This is a genomic window from Paraliobacillus sediminis (assembly GCF_003426055.1).
Window position 1 is genome coordinate 636,364 of sequence record NZ_QJSI01000002.1, and the last position, 17,449, is coordinate 653,812.

The 17,449-nt window shown below is 35.6% G+C and carries 18 protein-coding genes; all 18 read right to left on the minus strand.

Annotated elements, in window-relative coordinates; translation table 11 throughout:
• Nucleotides 1-13: 13 nt before the first annotated feature.
• A complete protein-coding gene (dprA, locus tag D2K60_RS09285; protein WP_117169721.1) occupies nt 14-940 on the minus strand; it encodes a DNA-processing protein DprA in 927 nt (308 codons plus the stop codon).
• A 216-nt stretch (nt 941-1,156) separates the two neighbouring features.
• Nucleotides 1,157-1,720, minus strand: coding sequence for a DUF1697 domain-containing protein (locus D2K60_RS09290; protein WP_117169722.1), 564 nt, complete (start codon nt 1,718-1,720; stop codon nt 1,157-1,159).
• A gap of 176 nt (nt 1,721-1,896) precedes the next feature.
• Nucleotides 1,897-2,214 carry a hypothetical protein gene (locus D2K60_RS09295; RefSeq protein WP_117169723.1) on the minus strand — a complete coding sequence of 106 codons (318 nt, stop codon included), beginning with the start codon at nt 2,212-2,214 and terminating at the stop codon, nt 1,897-1,899.
• A 305-nt stretch (nt 2,215-2,519) separates the two neighbouring features.
• Nucleotides 2,520-2,813, minus strand: a complete 294-nt coding sequence (locus D2K60_RS09300) for an EscU/YscU/HrcU family type III secretion system export apparatus switch protein (protein WP_117169724.1) — start codon at nt 2,811-2,813, stop codon at nt 2,520-2,522.
• Entirely contained in the window at nt 2,810-5,068 is a 2,259-nt protein-coding gene (locus D2K60_RS09305) for a hypothetical protein (protein ID WP_162880743.1), read from the minus strand. The genes D2K60_RS09300 and D2K60_RS09305 overlap by 4 nt, the downstream gene beginning before the upstream one ends.
• Nucleotides 5,069-5,078: 10 nt before the next feature.
• Nucleotides 5,079-5,846 (minus strand): ribonuclease HII, encoded by a 768-nt coding sequence (locus D2K60_RS09310; protein ID WP_117169726.1) that lies wholly within the window; start codon nt 5,844-5,846, stop codon nt 5,079-5,081.
• Nucleotides 5,847-5,958: 112 nt separating this feature from the next.
• Nucleotides 5,959-6,810, minus strand: a complete 852-nt coding sequence (gene ylqF / locus D2K60_RS09315) for a ribosome biogenesis GTPase YlqF (RefSeq protein WP_117169727.1) — start codon at nt 6,808-6,810, stop codon at nt 5,959-5,961.
• Between the two features lie 12 nt (nt 6,811-6,822).
• Nucleotides 6,823-7,386: a signal peptidase I gene (lepB, locus tag D2K60_RS09320; RefSeq protein WP_117169728.1), complete on the minus strand. Its 564-nt coding sequence runs from the start codon at nt 7,384-7,386 to the stop codon at nt 6,823-6,825.
• 118 nt (nt 7,387-7,504) lie between these two features.
• Nucleotides 7,505-7,849, minus strand: coding sequence for a 50S ribosomal protein L19 (gene rplS / locus D2K60_RS09325; protein ID WP_117169729.1), 345 nt, complete (start codon nt 7,847-7,849; stop codon nt 7,505-7,507).
• Nucleotides 7,850-7,983: 134 nt separating this feature from the next.
• The gene (gene trmD / locus D2K60_RS09330; RefSeq protein ID WP_117169730.1) at nt 7,984-8,724 is read right to left on the minus strand and encodes a tRNA (guanosine(37)-N1)-methyltransferase TrmD; all 741 of its coding nucleotides are present in this window, start codon (nt 8,722-8,724) and stop codon (nt 7,984-7,986) included.
• Nucleotides 8,724-9,242, minus strand: coding sequence for a ribosome maturation factor RimM (rimM, locus tag D2K60_RS09335; protein ID WP_117169731.1), 519 nt, complete (start codon nt 9,240-9,242; stop codon nt 8,724-8,726). Before rimM ends, trmD begins: the two co-directional genes overlap by 1 nt.
• A 12-nt stretch (nt 9,243-9,254) precedes the next feature.
• A complete protein-coding gene (locus D2K60_RS09340; protein ID WP_117169732.1) occupies nt 9,255-9,641 on the minus strand; it encodes a YlqD family protein in 387 nt (128 codons plus the stop codon).
• Between the two features lie 782 nt (nt 9,642-10,423).
• Nucleotides 10,424-10,651 (minus strand): KH domain-containing protein, encoded by a 228-nt coding sequence (locus D2K60_RS09350; protein WP_117169734.1) that lies wholly within the window; start codon nt 10,649-10,651, stop codon nt 10,424-10,426.
• 14 nt (nt 10,652-10,665) lie between these two features.
• Nucleotides 10,666-10,938, minus strand: coding sequence for a 30S ribosomal protein S16 (rpsP, locus tag D2K60_RS09355; RefSeq protein WP_117169735.1), 273 nt, complete (start codon nt 10,936-10,938; stop codon nt 10,666-10,668).
• 81 nt (nt 10,939-11,019) lie between these two features.
• On the minus strand, nt 11,020-12,372 hold the full coding sequence (ffh, locus tag D2K60_RS09360; RefSeq protein WP_117169736.1) for a signal recognition particle protein: 1,353 nt from the start codon (nt 12,370-12,372) through the stop codon (nt 11,020-11,022).
• Between the two features lie 13 nt (nt 12,373-12,385).
• Nucleotides 12,386-12,712 carry a putative DNA-binding protein gene (locus D2K60_RS09365; RefSeq protein WP_117169737.1) on the minus strand — a complete coding sequence of 109 codons (327 nt, stop codon included), beginning with the start codon at nt 12,710-12,712 and terminating at the stop codon, nt 12,386-12,388.
• Nucleotides 12,713-12,794: 82 nt separating this feature from the next.
• The gene (gene ftsY / locus D2K60_RS09370) at nt 12,795-13,784 is read right to left on the minus strand and encodes a signal recognition particle-docking protein FtsY (protein ID WP_117169738.1); all 990 of its coding nucleotides are present in this window, start codon (nt 13,782-13,784) and stop codon (nt 12,795-12,797) included.
• A gap of 26 nt (nt 13,785-13,810) precedes the next feature.
• The gene (gene smc, locus D2K60_RS09375; protein ID WP_117169739.1) at nt 13,811-17,383 is read right to left on the minus strand and encodes a chromosome segregation protein SMC; all 3,573 of its coding nucleotides are present in this window, start codon (nt 17,381-17,383) and stop codon (nt 13,811-13,813) included.
• Nucleotides 17,384-17,449: the final 66 nt, after the last annotated feature.

Consider the following 17,449-nt stretch of genomic DNA (forward strand, 5'->3'; position numbering starts at 1 on the left):
GTGAATTATCTTCTTAATTTGCATATATTTGACCAAATTCGATTAAAGTTTGACACCATTTCTGTTTAATTTGTTCCCATTCCTCAATCAAGTCAGAGGTATTTTGCACTAATTTTGCGCCATCTTGAATCATCTTATGACAACCGTTCGTTTGAACCAACCAAGGGGCACCTGGAACAGCATATACTTCTCTACTCTGTTCTAATGCTTGATCAACTGTAATTAATGAACCACTTTTTTCCTTTGCTTCTATTACAATAGTACCAAAACCTAAACCACTTATTATTCTATTTCGTTCAGGGAAATAATAGCGTTGAGGTGGAAAATCAGGAGGATACTCAGAAATAACCAACTGTTCTTGAACTAATTTTCTATATAATTCTCTATGTTGTTTTGGATAAATATGTTGGAGACCACTACCTAATACTGCAATTGTCTTACCTTCATAGTGACACGCCATTTTATGTGCATAGCCATCAATACCTAAAGCCATACCACTAACAAACAACCAGTCAGCTTTAACTAGTGGTGTAAGGATATAGTGCATTTTCCGTTTAGCTTCAGGTGAAGGATTTCTTGTACCAATCACGCTTAACGAAGGATTATGGTTAAGTAATTCGGGATTACCTAAGCCATATAATACAAGTGGTGGATCCGGGATTATCCTTAGAGCTAACGGGTAATTTGGATCTAAAATCGTCCATGTATGAAACTTTTCCAAGTCTTGATGGATGCTTTCTATTATATTCTGATTATGTAGATCTTGATATAATTTGTTTGCACGTTCACTTGATATCGATAACATCGACATTAATGCAGTTGGTTTTAAATCATATATAGTTGTTAGGGTGGGATCTATTCGTAGTATTTTATGAATAAGGGCTCTAGTTGTGGGATTACATCGATGAAGATGAATAAGTCGAAAACGCGTATTATACAATACACAGCACTCCTTTTTAATTTTAAAATTAACACTTTTGTATTATTTCAATAAAAGTATTAACTCTATAGTATAAAATTGGCAAGAAATTGTCTATATGTTTTTTACTATAAACGATCATATGCTATCTCAAAGACATCCTCTAAAACTGTTCAACTTACCAGTAGATGAAAATTGCGACGTAGATTCCTTACCCGCTGGCGTCAGTATATAAGGCTATGTTATATTGAGTTCTTCAATCATACTTGAAAGCTTTGAAAGAGTTTTCCAATTACGTACAGTAGCTGGAATCTCAAGCTTCTTTAAATTATTGTGAAGCTTAGAATTTCGGATGCTATCATGGAATAAAAGATAGACATCTCTTCCTTTTATGACACACTGTTCTTTATCATTTATATATGATAATAATTTATCACTATTGGACGTGGAGGGTGCTAATGGCAACATAGCAACATACAAACACTCTCCCTTTGCAGAAGCAGTCGCCCTTGATATATCGAACTCTTTAAAAGGTAATCCCTTAACAAGATCATGTAATTCTTTCGCAGTCCTGATAACAACAGTACTTGATACTCCAAAATCTTCTTCAATTTTATGGTGGATTTTCTCTTGTGTAACTTCTTCGGACTCCATCGACTTAAAAAGGATATTTCCACTTTGAATATATGTTTTTATATTCTGTAGACCTAATTGTTCAAGCGAACTTCTTAATTCTGCCATCTTTATTTTATTATGTCCTCCAACGTTAATCCCTCTAAGTAGCGCTATATATCTTTCCATACTAAGCTCCCACTTTCCTTTTCCAATATGAATTTGATGAAAAATCCTTTTTTTCAGTGTGCTGATTCTCTGTATTCTAAGTAAGATTGGTTTTTCGCGCTCTATTAAAGTAGGTGTAACACATCAACCGCAGGTAACGTTTAATGGATATTACTACCATTATTATAAAGTTTGAACTAAGCTGCGATAGAAACCAGACTTAATAAAATTATAATAATCGTAATCCATAATGATAAGGTTCTACCTAATTTTGCCCCGAAGTCATTTTTGAACTTATAACCCAGAATCAGTGCTGGTATATAGAAAATAAGCGAATAAAATATTGTATAGTGCACTCCTGTGTCACCGTTTGACCAGGGACTTAATTTAATAAATCTTAATAGTCTATCTCCATAGGCTTCTTGATTAGCAAATGAAACAGAAAATAATAGTCCAAATATGAATAGCAATAATGAGATCGAACCTAAACCAATTCTTTTATAATCTTTTTTCAAAAGTAAAGCCTCCTCCATCCGATTATCACTTTTTTACTGATACCTTAATTATACTAAAAATAGATTAAAACGGACATTATTCTAAAAGAATACGTTTTTACAGTATCCTTTTTACAGTAATTATTAAATAGTAGTGAAGCACGGAAGATAAGATTAAGATTTATAAAGTAATTCTTAAATACGCAGGCACCAGTGGGAACAACACAACCGAACAGGCACTATATGTCGGAGTTTATCCATATTTCAAAATCTTTATAAACAATAACAAAGCCTCCAATCTATTTAAAAAGATTGGAGGCTTATATTTATTTACCTTTTCGTTGGTTTAACTCTAGGTTTTTATCGATATGGTAGATATAAGAGAACACTTCTGCAACTACTTGATATAGATCCTCTGGTATTTTTTCATTAATATTTAGCTCACCTAGTAATTCAACTAAGTTATGATCTTCTTGAATTGGCACATTTGCTTCTCTTGCCCTTTCTATAATTTGCTCTGCAACATATCCTTTTCCAGTCGCAGAAACTTTTGGTGCTTGTTCACTTTTTTGATCATAGCGCAGGGCAATCGCTCGTTTAGATTTATATTCATCACTCATATTCGATAATCAACTCCTTGATGGATGGGTGATTGCGTTTCTTTTTTCGGTAACATAGAACTCTCGTTATCCACTTCAGCAGTTATTTGTTTGTATTTCACTGTAGAAAGTTGATAGCCATTTTTCTCTAACCCTTGTTGCAGCATGGGTTTTACACCATCCAACAACGTAGCTACCTCTTCATGTTTATTATGGATTGTTAACTGGACAACTCTTTTCTGAATCGACACATCTATCATTGTATCGCCCATTTTTTCTAATGATAAATAAAAGACCACGCGGCAATAGTCAGGATTTATTTGACCATCTTCTCCTTTTTTGCTTTCAAAATCAACTTTGACATCTTTCTCTAATCCAAAAAGACCTGGTAATTGCATACTTGCCTGTAGAAAACCCGCTTCTTCTTTTACACTTGCTAATTGCATGCCATTTAGTGTTTGTAAGAGAGACTCTAATTCAGATTTTCCTAACTGGCCTGATTGCATCGATTGTAATACTAATTGTTTTAAACTATTTTCTTGTTGGATGTTCTTACTATTTTCTTGAAGAAGTTGGTGTTCATAATCTAATCCAGAAAATGATAGGAACTGCTTAGCATGCAACAGGAACTGCTCTTTCATTGAAAAATTACCACTTTCTCTCGATAAAGGTGCTAATATATCTGTTAATTTAAGCTCGATATTTTTAGGCAGTTGTTGTTCTGCGACTTTTTTTAAATCAGTAAAAACTTCTTCCAAGTTTGCTAATGAACCTTGCTGCTGCCAATTCATGAAATTCTGCTTCGCTTCACCAGTTAAAACAGTAACTATTTTTGATGTAACACCTGGTTGTTCTAAAAATGTTTGCAATGCTTGCAATTGTTGTGATGATACTCTTGCTTCACTAGTATTCGTCTGAAATAATTTTTGGAGCTGGTATACTTGTGCATCTGTTAGTGGCACTTGCACCTGAAATAAAGCTTTTAAGTTTGCAAAAGCGGATTGATTATCAATAGATGAGCTTAAACCAGTAGTTTGTTGCTGATTTATTGGGTATAATTCTCCTGAACTAATACCCGCTTGCTTTACTAATTGTACCGTCGCTTGATCACCCGTTTGGATTTGTTTTGAAAGTAGCGTAGATAAATCATTTTGCATGTTCATTCTTGCATTGTTACTACCTTTTGAAAAAGAAACGAATAGATCCGATAACTTACTCTCGACACTTTTAGTAACTTGTTGATCTGCAACCATTTTTAAAGCAGTGACAACTGGCACTAAGTTTGACAAGGTGGGTTGCTGTTGCCAATTCGTAAATTTTTGTTTCGCATTTCCAGTTAAAATGGTAGCCATTTTTGCTGCTGTCGATGGCTCATTCAGAAATGTTTGTAAAGCTTGTAATTGCTGTGGAGAAATTTTCCCTCCGCTTGTATCCGAATACTGAAATATTTTTTGAAATTGTTCTACTCGCTGATTGGTTAAACCTAATTGAGATTGAGCCAACGCATTTAATTTTGCTAAGATTGTTTCTTGGTTTGATGGCGTTGTTGCTGTTAACAAGTTAGTGATACCCGCTTGTCTTACTAGTTGTAAAACAGCTGGATCCCCTTTTCCAATTTGTTGCGAAAGAAGGGTAGATAAATCAGTTTGACTCGTTGTTTGTGGCAACAGCATATTAATCCGATTAAGTAAAGGTTCATTTTCCGCTGTTCCCGCTAAGATTGATTGTAAATTTTGCAATTGTGTATTTAAAGGTTGCTTTCCTTCACTGGACATTGCCCCATACATTGTTGATGTAATCGGCAACTGACGACGCATCATATCCATTAGTAACGCTGATCCTTTACTGTCTTTTCCTTGTTGCATTTGCAAAGCTTGCTTTAACTCAGATGGACGAAAGGGGATTTCAGATGTGATTAACTGTTTTACAAATTGGAGATTTTCTTTTGTTACTGGTAGCTGTAGCTGCTTTAATAGTGCTGACGCTTGGTTTTGTGATGTTTGGTTCGCAGGTACATCTGTTAAAACTTTTAGATGTACTAACTTATTACCTGTTTCCACCTGAAAAAAATACTCTCCGTCTAAGTTCAGTGCTGTCTGTAATTGAGCAACAAATTTCTGATTGCCCAATTGAACAGATGCTCGTTGATTCGGATATATTTCTAAAATTTTACCAGATATGATTTGACCTGGTCTTAAGACCATTTGATTTTGCTGTACTTTTGAGGATGAAGCTGATCGCTGCGTTGATGACACATCCATTGATTGAAAAGCCACCTAAATCCCCTCACTTTCGTTTTATCGGTGCAAATGATTGCCGATGAAATGGTGTAATTCCATACGCTTTTATTGCCTTAATGTGATCTTTCGTACCGTACCCTTGATTTTTATTAAAAAAGTAGTTTGGAAATTCATTATGTAAATCGAGCATCATCTTATCTCGTGTAACTTTAGCCAATATACTAGCCGCAGCTATCGAAATACTTTTTTCGTCCCCTTTTATAATAGAATCCATTGTATACGGCATATTTGGCAATGGCATGGCGTCAATTAATAAATGATCAGGAATTGTACTCAATTTACTAATTGCTTGCTTCATCGCTCTTATTGTTGCTTGATATATATTAATTCGATCTATTTCATTGTTATCGATAATACCTATACTATAACAAATTGCGTGTTCTTTAATTTGATCGCAAAGTGTCTCTCTCATTGATTTAGACATTTGCTTTGAATCGTTAATACCAGGGAGGTAGATATCCTCTGGTAAAATAACTGCTGCAGCTACAACTGGACCTGCTAATGGTCCTCGCCCTACTTCATCAATTCCAGCGATTCGTTTTTTTCCAAGTTGATAGTTTTTACGCTCATAAGCCATCATTTGGTCAAATTGTTTAGACAATGCAGCTTCTTTAGCCAACTTTTGATCATATTGCTTCACAACCGTTTGAACACCTTTTCTAGGGTCCGTTTTAAAACTATTTATTTCTTCTGCCGTAGCAGCACCTTCGTTTAACATTGCCTTAATTACAGCAATTGATTGTTTATTCCCCATCACAATCTTCCTCTCACATATATCTTATATCGTCTTCTATTTCAAAAAATAAAGACATCCACGAATGGAATGTCTTTATTTTTCTATTAATAGTATACTTTTAAATAAAAACTCAGCTGTTTTCTGGTCTTTCTAATGTAACTCTTCCGATCTTACCAATTCGCAGATCGTGAATGATAAGTTCTGCAGTTTTTTCCATGTTAATATAACCGCCACTCTCTAAAGAACCTCTGAGCCTACCAATATGTTCAAACAATTTTTCCATATCATCTATTCGTTCAGTCAATTGATAACGTGTTTCTAACAATGAAAAATAGTTAGCTTGGAGATATTCTAAAACAAACACAGCTACATCATCTATCGGTAACAGTTGATCTTTAATTGTTCCAATTGCCGCTAAGCGATAGCCAACTACTTGATCTTCAAATTTAGGCCATAATATACCTGGTGTATCTAGTAACTCAAAGTCTTTATTTATTTTAATCCACTGTTGACTTGTTGTAATACCTGGTCTATCACCGGTTTTTGCAATCTTTCGATTAACAAGTCGATTAATCAATGTTGATTTCCCGACATTTGGAATTCCAATGATCATGGCTCGTCCAGCTCGTGGTCGGACACCTTTACGTTTCAAGCGTGCCATCTTTTCTTCAGTCATTTTTTTAGCCATTTCAATTACTTGTTGAATATCCTGTTTATTCTGCACATCGACAGCTATAGTTGGTATATCATTAGATTCATTATACTTAATCCACTGTTTGGTTATAGTTGGATCCGCTAGATCTCGTTTCATTAGGACACGCATCTTCGGTTTCTGTTGGATAACTTGATGTAACATTGGATTTTCTGATGATAATGGCGCTCTAGCATCAACCAATTCAATTACAAAATCCACAAACTTAAGTTTTTCTTGTACTTCACGTCTTGCTTTTGCCATATGACCCGGAAACCATTGAATGGGCATAGATAAAACCTCCTATTCGTTTGCCAAGCCAAATCGATTAAATGGCCAATAGATAAAGACAGCATTTCCAACAAGTTGGTCAGACGAGATAAATCCAAGCATTCTACTGTCTGTTGAGTTACTTCTGTTATCCCCTAACACCAAAATCTGATCTTCTGGAATTACCATAGAGCCACCAGGGATATCATCCATCGAAAAATCCATCGTATATACCTGTCCATCTGTTAGCTGTGACTTTTCATCCGTCAAGAATGTCTCATCTACTGCTTCACCATCTATATAAAGTGTATCGTCCTCAAGCTCCACTGTCTCTCCAGGTAATCCAATTACACGCTTAATATAATCTTTTTCCTCTGTTGCATGAAAAACGACAATATCAAATCGTTCAGGTTCATTAATCTTGTAGTTGATCTTATTTACAATCATATGATCACCATCTTGTAGATTTGGTTGCATAGAAGGTCCATCAACTACTATAGGCGCGAATAGAAAAGTTTTCACAATGAAAGCTAACAAAATTGCAATCGCTAATGATTTAAGCCATTCAAACCACTCGCTTTTCTTTTTCTCTGCCATCACGTTTCTCCTCCGATACGAATCTCATTGCTATTTTTATGTATACTAGTATATAGGGAAATTTGTTTTTAGATGAGAAAAAGGAGCTTGACTGAGCAAGCTCCTTCTACATTTCAAATTAGCGATCTTCTTTAATACGCGCTGCTTTACCACGTAACTCACGTAGGTAATAAAGTTTCGCACGACGTACTTTACCGCGACGAGAAACTTCAATCTTATCTAGACGTGGAGAATGTACTGGAAAAGTACGCTCAACACCTACACCATAAGAAATTTTACGAACAGTAAATGTTTCACTAATTCCACCATTTTGGCGTTTAATAACAACACCTTCAAATAGCTGAATACGTTCACGCGTTCCTTCGACAACTTTAACGTGAACCTTCACTGTATCACCAGGACGAAAATCAGGGTGATCTGAACGAAGTTGTTCTTTAGTTAATTGATCAATTATCTGTTGCATTATGTCTCACTCCTTCCAAACTAATGCTCATATTCTATATTCATTAACAGCGGAACATCGTTTATATGGCCTAAGCATTCACTTAAGCACAACTAATAATATAACACATTCTTTTCTGCAGTTCAACCATTACTTCATTCTTCTTTATCCTTTTGAAAAGCCTCTATCCATTCTTTTTCTTGATCTGACAAAGGATACTTTTCTAGCAAATCTTTTCTTCTTTCAAAAGTTCGTTGAATGGATTGTTTTTTTCTCCAAGTTTCAATATTCTTATGGTGGCCAGATAATAAAACGGCTGGAACTTCCATACCTCGAAAATCAGCCGGTCGTGTATAATGTGGGTGCTCTAACAATCCATTAGAAAATGAATCTTCACTTGCTGAGGCTTCATTTCCTAATACACCTGGAAGAAGGCGAACAACGCTATCAATAATAACCATGGCACCCAGTTCTCCACCAGTTAAAACATAATCACCAATTGATATTTCATCCGTGACTAATTCTTGTCTTATTCGTTCGTCATAACCTTCATAATGCCCACAAATGAATACGAGGTGTTCTTCGTTTGCGAACTCTTCGGCTTTTTCTTGCGTGTATCTTTCGCCTTGCGGACACAATAAAACGATTCTGGGTTTTTTATCTGATTTTTTGGTAACATCCTCTACGGCATCAAAAATCGGTTGTGCCATCAGTACCATACCAGCGCCACCACCATAAGGCGTATCATCAACCTTATAGTGTTTATTGTCTGTATACTCTCTAAAATCAATTGTTTGATAGTCAAAAGCCTCTGCTTCTTGTGCTTTTCTTAATATTGATGATTGCATAACGCCATCAAACATTTCTGGAAACAACGTTAGTATATCAATACGCATTAATCTAGCAATCCTTCCATCGGTTCAATGATAATTTTCTTCTCTTCGATATTTACCTCTTTTACGACATCAGGAATATAAGGAATTAATAAATCTTTTTGATTTGGTCGGGTTACAACCCACACATCGTTTGCACCAGGCGCTAAAATCTCCTTGATCTCACCAAGTTCTTCATTTTCATTTGTATAAACCGTACACCCGATAATCTCGTGGTAATAAAAATCTCCTTCATCTAAAGTGCCTCTTTGTTCCTCTCTAATCATAAGCATACCTTCTTTTAGCTTTTCAGCAACCTCAATTGTGTTATAGGACTCAAATTGGACTAAATCAAATTGTTTATGCATACGGTGACTAGCGACAGTTAATTGAATTGGGTTTTTTTCATTCTTTCCCAAAAAGTAAAGTTTGTTACCAACGTCAAATCTATCATCAAAATCTGTAATCCTAATGATCTTAACTTCACCTTTAATTCCATGTGTATTGACGATTTTCCCAACATTATATAATTTATTTTCCACATTTACACCTTCTTATTCTACTCTAATAACAATATCATCTTGAATGATAATTGCTTGTTCTTTCATTACTTGATGCCACTTCATGCCTTCATGAACGTCAACTAGTGCCTCTACTTCATTCTCTACGATTTCTGATCCAATCGGTACTATTTCCAATTGTTCTAATTGAAAATGAATCTGTTTCTTACTTTCCTCACGTTTTTGTATCTCTTCTTGAAAACGTTTGGTCACCTTATATTTATCAACACCAGGTTTATGTTCTAATTTCTTACGTTCAAAAATCAATTGCTGACTTTCTTGTTCAAGTTGCTGTAACTTTTTATTAAATTTTGTTTGAATCGTCTTTTTACTGGATTCTGTTATAACTTGTTTTACTAGTATTCTTTGGATAATCTGCACAGATTCTCAACCTTTCTTATCTTGTACAAAGTTATGTCACCTATTCCTATACTAGTATATCTTATTTAGAGCCTATGTAGATATATTTTAATTTGTATTTTCCAAAAGATCTTCACTTAATTTTTGCATATGTAACTAGGCATTTAAGTCTTGTTAAACTTGAAAATTCTCACAATCCAAAGTTAAGTTGACTTCAAGCTCTTTTCGTAAGCATCTTTGCGATACATTTTACGACATGCACGTAGTGATACTTTCCTAACCGCTTCTCAAATGAAATGGGCTCCCTTTCCGCAGGCACGGCTTCAGCTAAATCGGAAGCAAAGAACGCTTCCGATTGGATCTTCAGCCCGTGCTGTTCCTGCTGGAGTGTCGCCAATTTCATTTGATACACTAATTTGAATCAAAAATACTGCATGATGATTGTCTATGAGAGTTACTTACTCTTAAGTAACAGACACGCATATCAATTGTATCTATCTTACATTACAATTTGATTCTCAAATCAGCGAAGGAAGCAAATGGTTGAGACTCCTGTGGGAACAGCACAAACCGAAGATCCTCTATAGAAGCGCTCTTTGCTTCTATAGATAGCTGAGGTTGTGCCCACGGAAAGCGAAACCATTTGCTGACGCAGCAGGTATCAAGTACGTTAAGTCAACGTTTGTAGTTGTTTCGTAAAAAAAAAGTCTTTTAGACAGCATGCTTATTTTCTGGGTGAGAAAGTTGATATATCTACTTGTATATAGAGAAACAGGGAAGGTTTGAAATATCCCTTCCCTGTTTTACATAATATCAAGATAAATACGGTTTTTTGTATCTGATCCTGCGGCATAAACCACTGTACGAATCGCTTTAGCAATTCGACCATTCTTGCCGATCACTTTTCCAACATCATCGGGATGCACAGTAAGATGATAAACCATCTTACTGGAATCTTCCTTAACATTAACCTGAATTTCTTCTGGATGATCAACTAATGGCTCTATGATTGTTTGAATTAAAGTTTCCAATTAATCACAAACCTTTACTTTTGGTTTTTAGACTCGTGGAATTTCTTCATGATGCCTTCATTTGAAAATAAGTTACGAACTGTGTCACTTGGTTTTGCACCTTTTGACATCCAGTCTAATGCTTTTGCTTCATCTAATTTCACTTCAACCGGATTAGCAACCGGATTGTATGTGCCAATTTGCTCGATTAAACGTCCATCACGAGGAGAACGAGAATCAGCTACTACTACTCGATAAAAAGGATTACGTTTTGATCCCATACGCTTTAAGCGGATTTTTACTGCCATGCTTTCGCACCTCCATTTATAAATGTTTTACTCAAGTCTAGATTCTATCAGAAATTTTATTGTCTGTAAAGTGTTTTTACATTACATGAACGGAAAATTAAGTCCTTTTCCCTTTTTACCATTCTTACCTGGCTGTGTATTGGTCATTTGTTTCATCATTTTTTTCATTTCTTCAAATTGCTTTAGTAACCGATTCACTTCAGAAACAGGACGTCCTGCCCCTTTGGCAATACGTTTTTTGCGACTAGCATTCATAATGCTAGGATCTTGACGTTCTTGTTTGGTCATAGACTGTATAATAGCCTCAACATGCACAAGTTGCTTCTCATCTAATTGTACGTTTTTGAGACCTTTCATTTTATTCGCACCTGGTATCATACCAAGTATATCTTCAAGCGGTCCCATATTTTTCACTTGTGCCATCTGATCGAGGAAGTCATCAAATGTAAAAGATGACGAACGCATTTTCTGCTCAAGTTCTTTCACTTTCTTTTCGTCTACATTATCTTGCGCCTTTTCTATTAAGGACAAGACATCTCCCATACCTAAAATACGAGAGGCCATTCTTTCTGGATGGAATGGTTCTAACTCATCTAATTTTTCACCCATACCAGCGAATTTAATTGGTTTATCCAAAACAGCCTTAATTGAAAGGGCTGCACCACCACGTGTATCGCCATCTAGCTTGGTCAATATTACCCCTGATATATCTAATTGTTCATCAAAACTCGCAGCAACATTAACTGCATCTTGACCAGTCATTGCATCCACAACTAAAAATATTTCATCAGGTGAAACATTTGATTTAATTTGTTTCAATTCATCCATTAGATTTTCATCAACATGTAAGCGACCAGCTGTATCGATAATCACATAATCATGATGTTCTTCTTTTGCTTTTGCAATAGCTTCATTAGCAATATCAACTGGATTTGCTTCTGTTCCCATTGAAAAAACAGGAATACTTAATTGTGTACCGATCGTTTTTAATTGGTTAATAGCCGCTGGGCGATAAACATCCGCTGCTGCTAACAATGGCTTCCGATTATGTTTCTTTCGGAGTAAATTCGCTAATTTACCGGATGTAGTTGTTTTACCGGCCCCCTGTAAACCAACCATCATTATAACTGTTGGCGGCCTTTCACTTACTGCAATCTTACTTTGTTCGCCACCCATTAAAGCTGTTAATTCTTCTTTTACTATTTTAACTACTTGTTGTCCTGGAGTTAAACTCTCCATTACTTCTTGGCCAACCGCACGTTCTTTAATTTGTTTGACAAAGTCTTTTACTACTTTAAAGTTTACATCAGCTTCCAATAAAGCAAGACGAACCTCACGGGTCATTTCTTTTACATCTTGCTCGCTAACTTTCCCTTTGCCAGTCATTTTTTTCATTGTCTGTTGCAGACGATCTGCTAAGCCTTCAAATGCCATAGAGGGTGTCCTCCTAATCTAATTCTTTTAAATTATTCACAATTTCTTTTGCTTTTGCATGTGTAGCTATTTCTGGTATTTCTTCTAATTCAGTCAATAACTTTTGTCGAGAAATAAATTTTCCATATAACTGAAGTTTTTCTTCATATGCCTCTAACATTGCTTCAGTTCGTTTAATATTGTCATAGACAGCTTGCCTTGAGATAGTATATGTTTCTGATATTTCACCTAATGAATAGTCCTCTAGATAATACATTTCCATGTAATTCCGTTGTTTTGGTGTCAATAATGCTTGATAAAAGTCGAACAAAAAATTAACCCTTGTTGTTTTTTCTAACAATATAAACACTCCTTGTTAAGTGAAAAACCTTTACATTTAAAATAGTAGACGATAGCTTACTCGTCTGTCAAGGATTCTATGATTATTCCTGTTCAATCATATCAGCAAATAAACCATAAACAAATGCATGGGCATCAAATTCCTCTAGATCGGTCACTTTTTCACCTAATCCAACATACTTAACCGGAATTTTCAATTCTTTTCGAATTGCTAACACGATACCACCTTTTGCGGTACCGTCCAATTTAGATAAGACTATCCCAGATACATCTGTTGACGCGGAGAATGTTTTTGCTTGGCTTAATGCATTTTGTCCTGTTGTTGCATCTAGCACAAGTAGCACTTCATGTGGTGCACCAGGAATCTCGCGTTCAATTACTCTTTTTACTTTCGATAATTCATTCATTAAATTCACTTTATTTTGTAATCTGCCGGCAGTGTCACAAAGTAAAACATCTGCACCACGTGATTTCGCTGCTTTAACACCGTCATATATAACAGCAGCAGGATCACTTCCAGCAGTCTGTTTAATAACATCAACACCAACACGTTCTCCCCATACTTCAAGCTGTTCAATAGCTCCTGCTCTAAATGTATCACCTGCTACTAGTACTACCTTTTTGCCTTGCGCTTTTAGTTGATACGCCAACTTACCAATTGTTGTTGTTTTACCAACGCCATTGACACCAACGAAAAGAATAACAGAAAGGTCATTCTCCTGTATGTTTAGTTTCGTGTTAACATCATCATCACCAGCGTATATCTCCACTAATTTTTCAGAGATAACTTCCTTCAAATTAGCTGTGTCTTTGATGTTTTTTCTTTTTACTTCTGTTTTTAATTCTTCGACTAAATCCATTACCGTCATGACACCGACATCTGCTTGGATGAGGATTTCTTCTAAATCCTCGAAGAAATCCTCATCCACTGTTCGATACCGAGCAACCAGGTTATTTATCTTACTAGAGAAGGAGTCTCTTGTTTTAGTTAAACCTTCTTTGTACTTATCTGATACATTGCTTTCCTCTTCTGTCGTGGTAAACTTCTCTTTCAACTTTTTAAAAAAACTCATATACTACTTCCTCTCTAGCAATTTCATTATATTGTTGTCTTCACTAAGCCGTTTGTCTCTTCTAATTTCACTGACACCAAACGGGAGACGCCAGATTCTTGCATCGTAACGCCATAAAGGACATCCGCTTCTTCCATCGTTCCTTTTCTATGTGTGATCACGATGAATTGTGTATTCTTACTGTAGTCCTTTAAATAACGGGCAAATCGATTCACGTTTGCATCATCTAAAGCAGCTTCCACTTCATCTAATACACAAAACGGTACTGGACGAACACGTAGAATTGCAAACAATAAAGCGATCGCTGTCAACGCTCTTTCTCCACCAGATAAAAGACCAAGTTGTTGTGCCTTTTTACCTGGAGGTTGGGCTTTAATATCTACTCCTGTTTCTAACATATCTGTTGGATCTGTTAAAATTAAAGCAGCATTTCCACCACCAAATAGTTGTTCGAACACTATAGAAAACTCTTCTTTTATTTGATAGAATGTTGTTTCGAATTTCCGTTTCATCTCTTCATCCATTTCGCCAATAACCGTATATAATGTTTCTTTGGCTTCTAATAAATCTGTTTGCTGCTCTACTAAAAATTCATAGCGTTCTGCAATCCGATCGTATTCATCAATTGCCCCTAAATTAACGGTTCCTAACTCTTCAATTGATCGCTTAATCAATTTTACGTCTTGACTTGATTGATTGATATCCGCAGCCGTTGGATAGGTTGCTTTTGCTTTTTCATAAGTAATTACATACTCGGTTTGCAAATGATTTAATCGATTTTCTAGTTCCACATCCAAACGGGTAGCTTTTACTTCCTTCTGTTGAATTATTTCTATTATTGCTTGCCTTTGATTCACAAGTGTTTTAATTTCTCTTTCAGCATCTTCACTAAATTGTGTTTGCTTTAACCTCTTTTGACGATTTGCTTGAATTGATTCCATTGTTTCTTGTTTCTCTTTTTGCTTTTGAACTACTTTCTCTTCAAACGCTAATTGTTTATCATCGGTTTGATGAAAAGCTATCAACTCATCTAATTGCTCTGTCGTGTTCTTTTCAGTCGCCTGAAATTCTCTCAACGTCCGTTTCAGAACTCCAGTTTTTTCTACTTGATGTTGTGCATGTCCTTCTTGTTCAGCAAGCGTTACTTGTAGACGGTGATAGTTTTCTTTTAAATCCGCATAATTTTCTTGGTGCGTATTTTTCTCACTCGTTAAGCGCGTAATCTCATCCTGTCTACTGCTTAATTGTTGTTCTAATGTTGTAAGAGTTTCCCCAATTTGAATTTTTTGGTCTGTTAGTTCTTTTTTATCTTTTTCAAATTGAGCCTTTTCTTGATCATATATACTTAGATTACTATTTATATGACGGACGTTTGCTTGATTCTCGGCCATTCGTTCCCGCAACTTATTTTCTTCCTGTTGCATCGCTTGAATGCTTGTCCTAGCTTGTTCTAAATCGGCTTCTTTTTCTGAAATTAATTGTTTTTGCTTGTTAACTTTTTGTTCAAAGTCACCTATATTTTGATTGAATTTAGTTAATTTATCTGTAACATCTTGTAAATCATTATCTCTTGTAAACAATGATTGATTTGTGTTTTTTCGCGCACCACCAGACATAGATCCACCTGGATTAACAACATCACCTTCAATTGTTACAACACGATAGCGACGCTCTAATATACCAGCAATTGCATTGGCATCTTTTAATGTGCTTGCGAATATTGTATTCCCAAGTAAGTAACGAATGACGCCATCATATTTTTCGTCATATTGAATTAAGTCACTAGCAACACCAATAAATCCAGATTGATTCTCCACTTTTTGTTTTAGGTTTGCTGGTAGCGATTTTGCACGCATTGTTTTTAGTGGTAAAAAAGTCGCTCTTCCATTGTTTGATTGTTTTAGCCATTCGATTGCTCGTCTTGCTATTCCTTCATCATCCACTACAATGTGCTGCGATTGCCCACCAAGAGCTGTTTCCATTGCAGTGACGTAATCCTTAGGAACATCAAGTAATTCGATTACAGCACCGTGTACGCCTGTTAAACGCTTATCTTCTCTTGCTTTCAATATAGCCTTAACACCTTGGAAGAATCCTTGGAAATCTTCCTTCATATCTTCAAGCATTTCTTTTTTTGATTTTAACTTTTCAATATACTGATAGCCTTGGCTTAGTTTAGTTTGTGATGCCTGATAAGCATCCTTTATCTGCTTAAGCTCTTCTATAGCAGCATGCAAGCCATCTTCTTTTTCTTTTCGATTTTCAAGTTGTACTTCTAATTGCTTTTGATACTCACTTAATACACGTGTTAAAGCGTCTCGTTGTGTCAATTGATCTTCAAATTTTGATTCTTGGCTTTTTTGTCTATGATCCATTTGATTTAACTGTTGCTCAATCGATTGTCTGGCGTTTCTTTTCGCTGCTTGTTTATTCAGTAGTTCAATATAGTCACTTTTTAGTTCTTCTATTTTTTCTTCACTATTTTCCGCGGATTCTTCTAGTTGTCTTTGTACTATTTTCGTTTGATTCTTCGTCTGATTACGTACAGACTCGAGTTCAGCAAGTTTTATATTTTCCGTTTTCAACTCATTTTCTACAGAAGCAATTCGGACTTGTAGTGTTTCTAGCTCTTGTTCTAATTTCGTTTTATTTTCTGTAAAGTGCTTGGAACGTTCTTCCATCAGCTTCTTATTGCCCTCTAAATTCTCTAATTCTTGCGTAAAAGCTAATAATTTTTCTTGTAAAGCTTCTATCGATTGATCCAACTGTTGCATATCTTGACGTTCTCTTTCCAAGACAGCTTCTTTTTGCTGAATAGATGTAGTAAATGCAATTTCTTCATCTTTATTTTGTTTAATTTCTTCCAGATAATCCGACCACTGCTTGTGAAGCGTTTCAATTTCAGCGTTTAATAACGCGATTTCTTTTGTTTTCAGACTTTCTTTTTTGGCGATATATTCTTTTGCTGTGGAAGCTTGTTGTTGTAAAGGTTCCAACTGCTTTTCAATTTCATGCGTAATATCTTCGACGCGATTTAAATTTTCCTGTGTTTCCGCAAGTTTATATTCCGCTTTCTTTTTACGATTTTTATATTTCAGAACACCGGCTGCTTCTTCAAATATTGTCCGTCTTTCTTCCGCTTTTGAACTTAATATTTCTTCGACTTTACCTTGACTAATAATAGAAAACGCATCTCGCCCTAAGCCAGAATCCATAAATAAATCAACAATGTCTTTTAATCGACAAGATTGTTTATTTAGCAAATATTCACTTTCTCCAGAACGATATACACGCCTCGTCACACTAACTTCTTCATAATCAATTGGTAATGCTTGATCATGGTTATCTAAAACAAGGGTAACTTCTGCAACATTCAAAGCTTTTCGTGTATCACTTCCTTGGAAAATAATATCCTCCATCTTTGTACCACGCAGTGATTTAGCAGACTGTTCTCCTAAAACCCAACGTATTGCGTCCGTTATATTACTTTTTCCGCTTCCGTTTGGTCCTACCACTGCGGTAACACCAGGAACAAAATCTACTGAAACACGTTCAGCAAAAGATTTAAAACCAACTGATTCTAATTTTTTTAGGAACATATATATTCTCCTATTAAGTCGCTACTATTTTTTATTCATCATTTATTTTACTACAATTTCAACTAA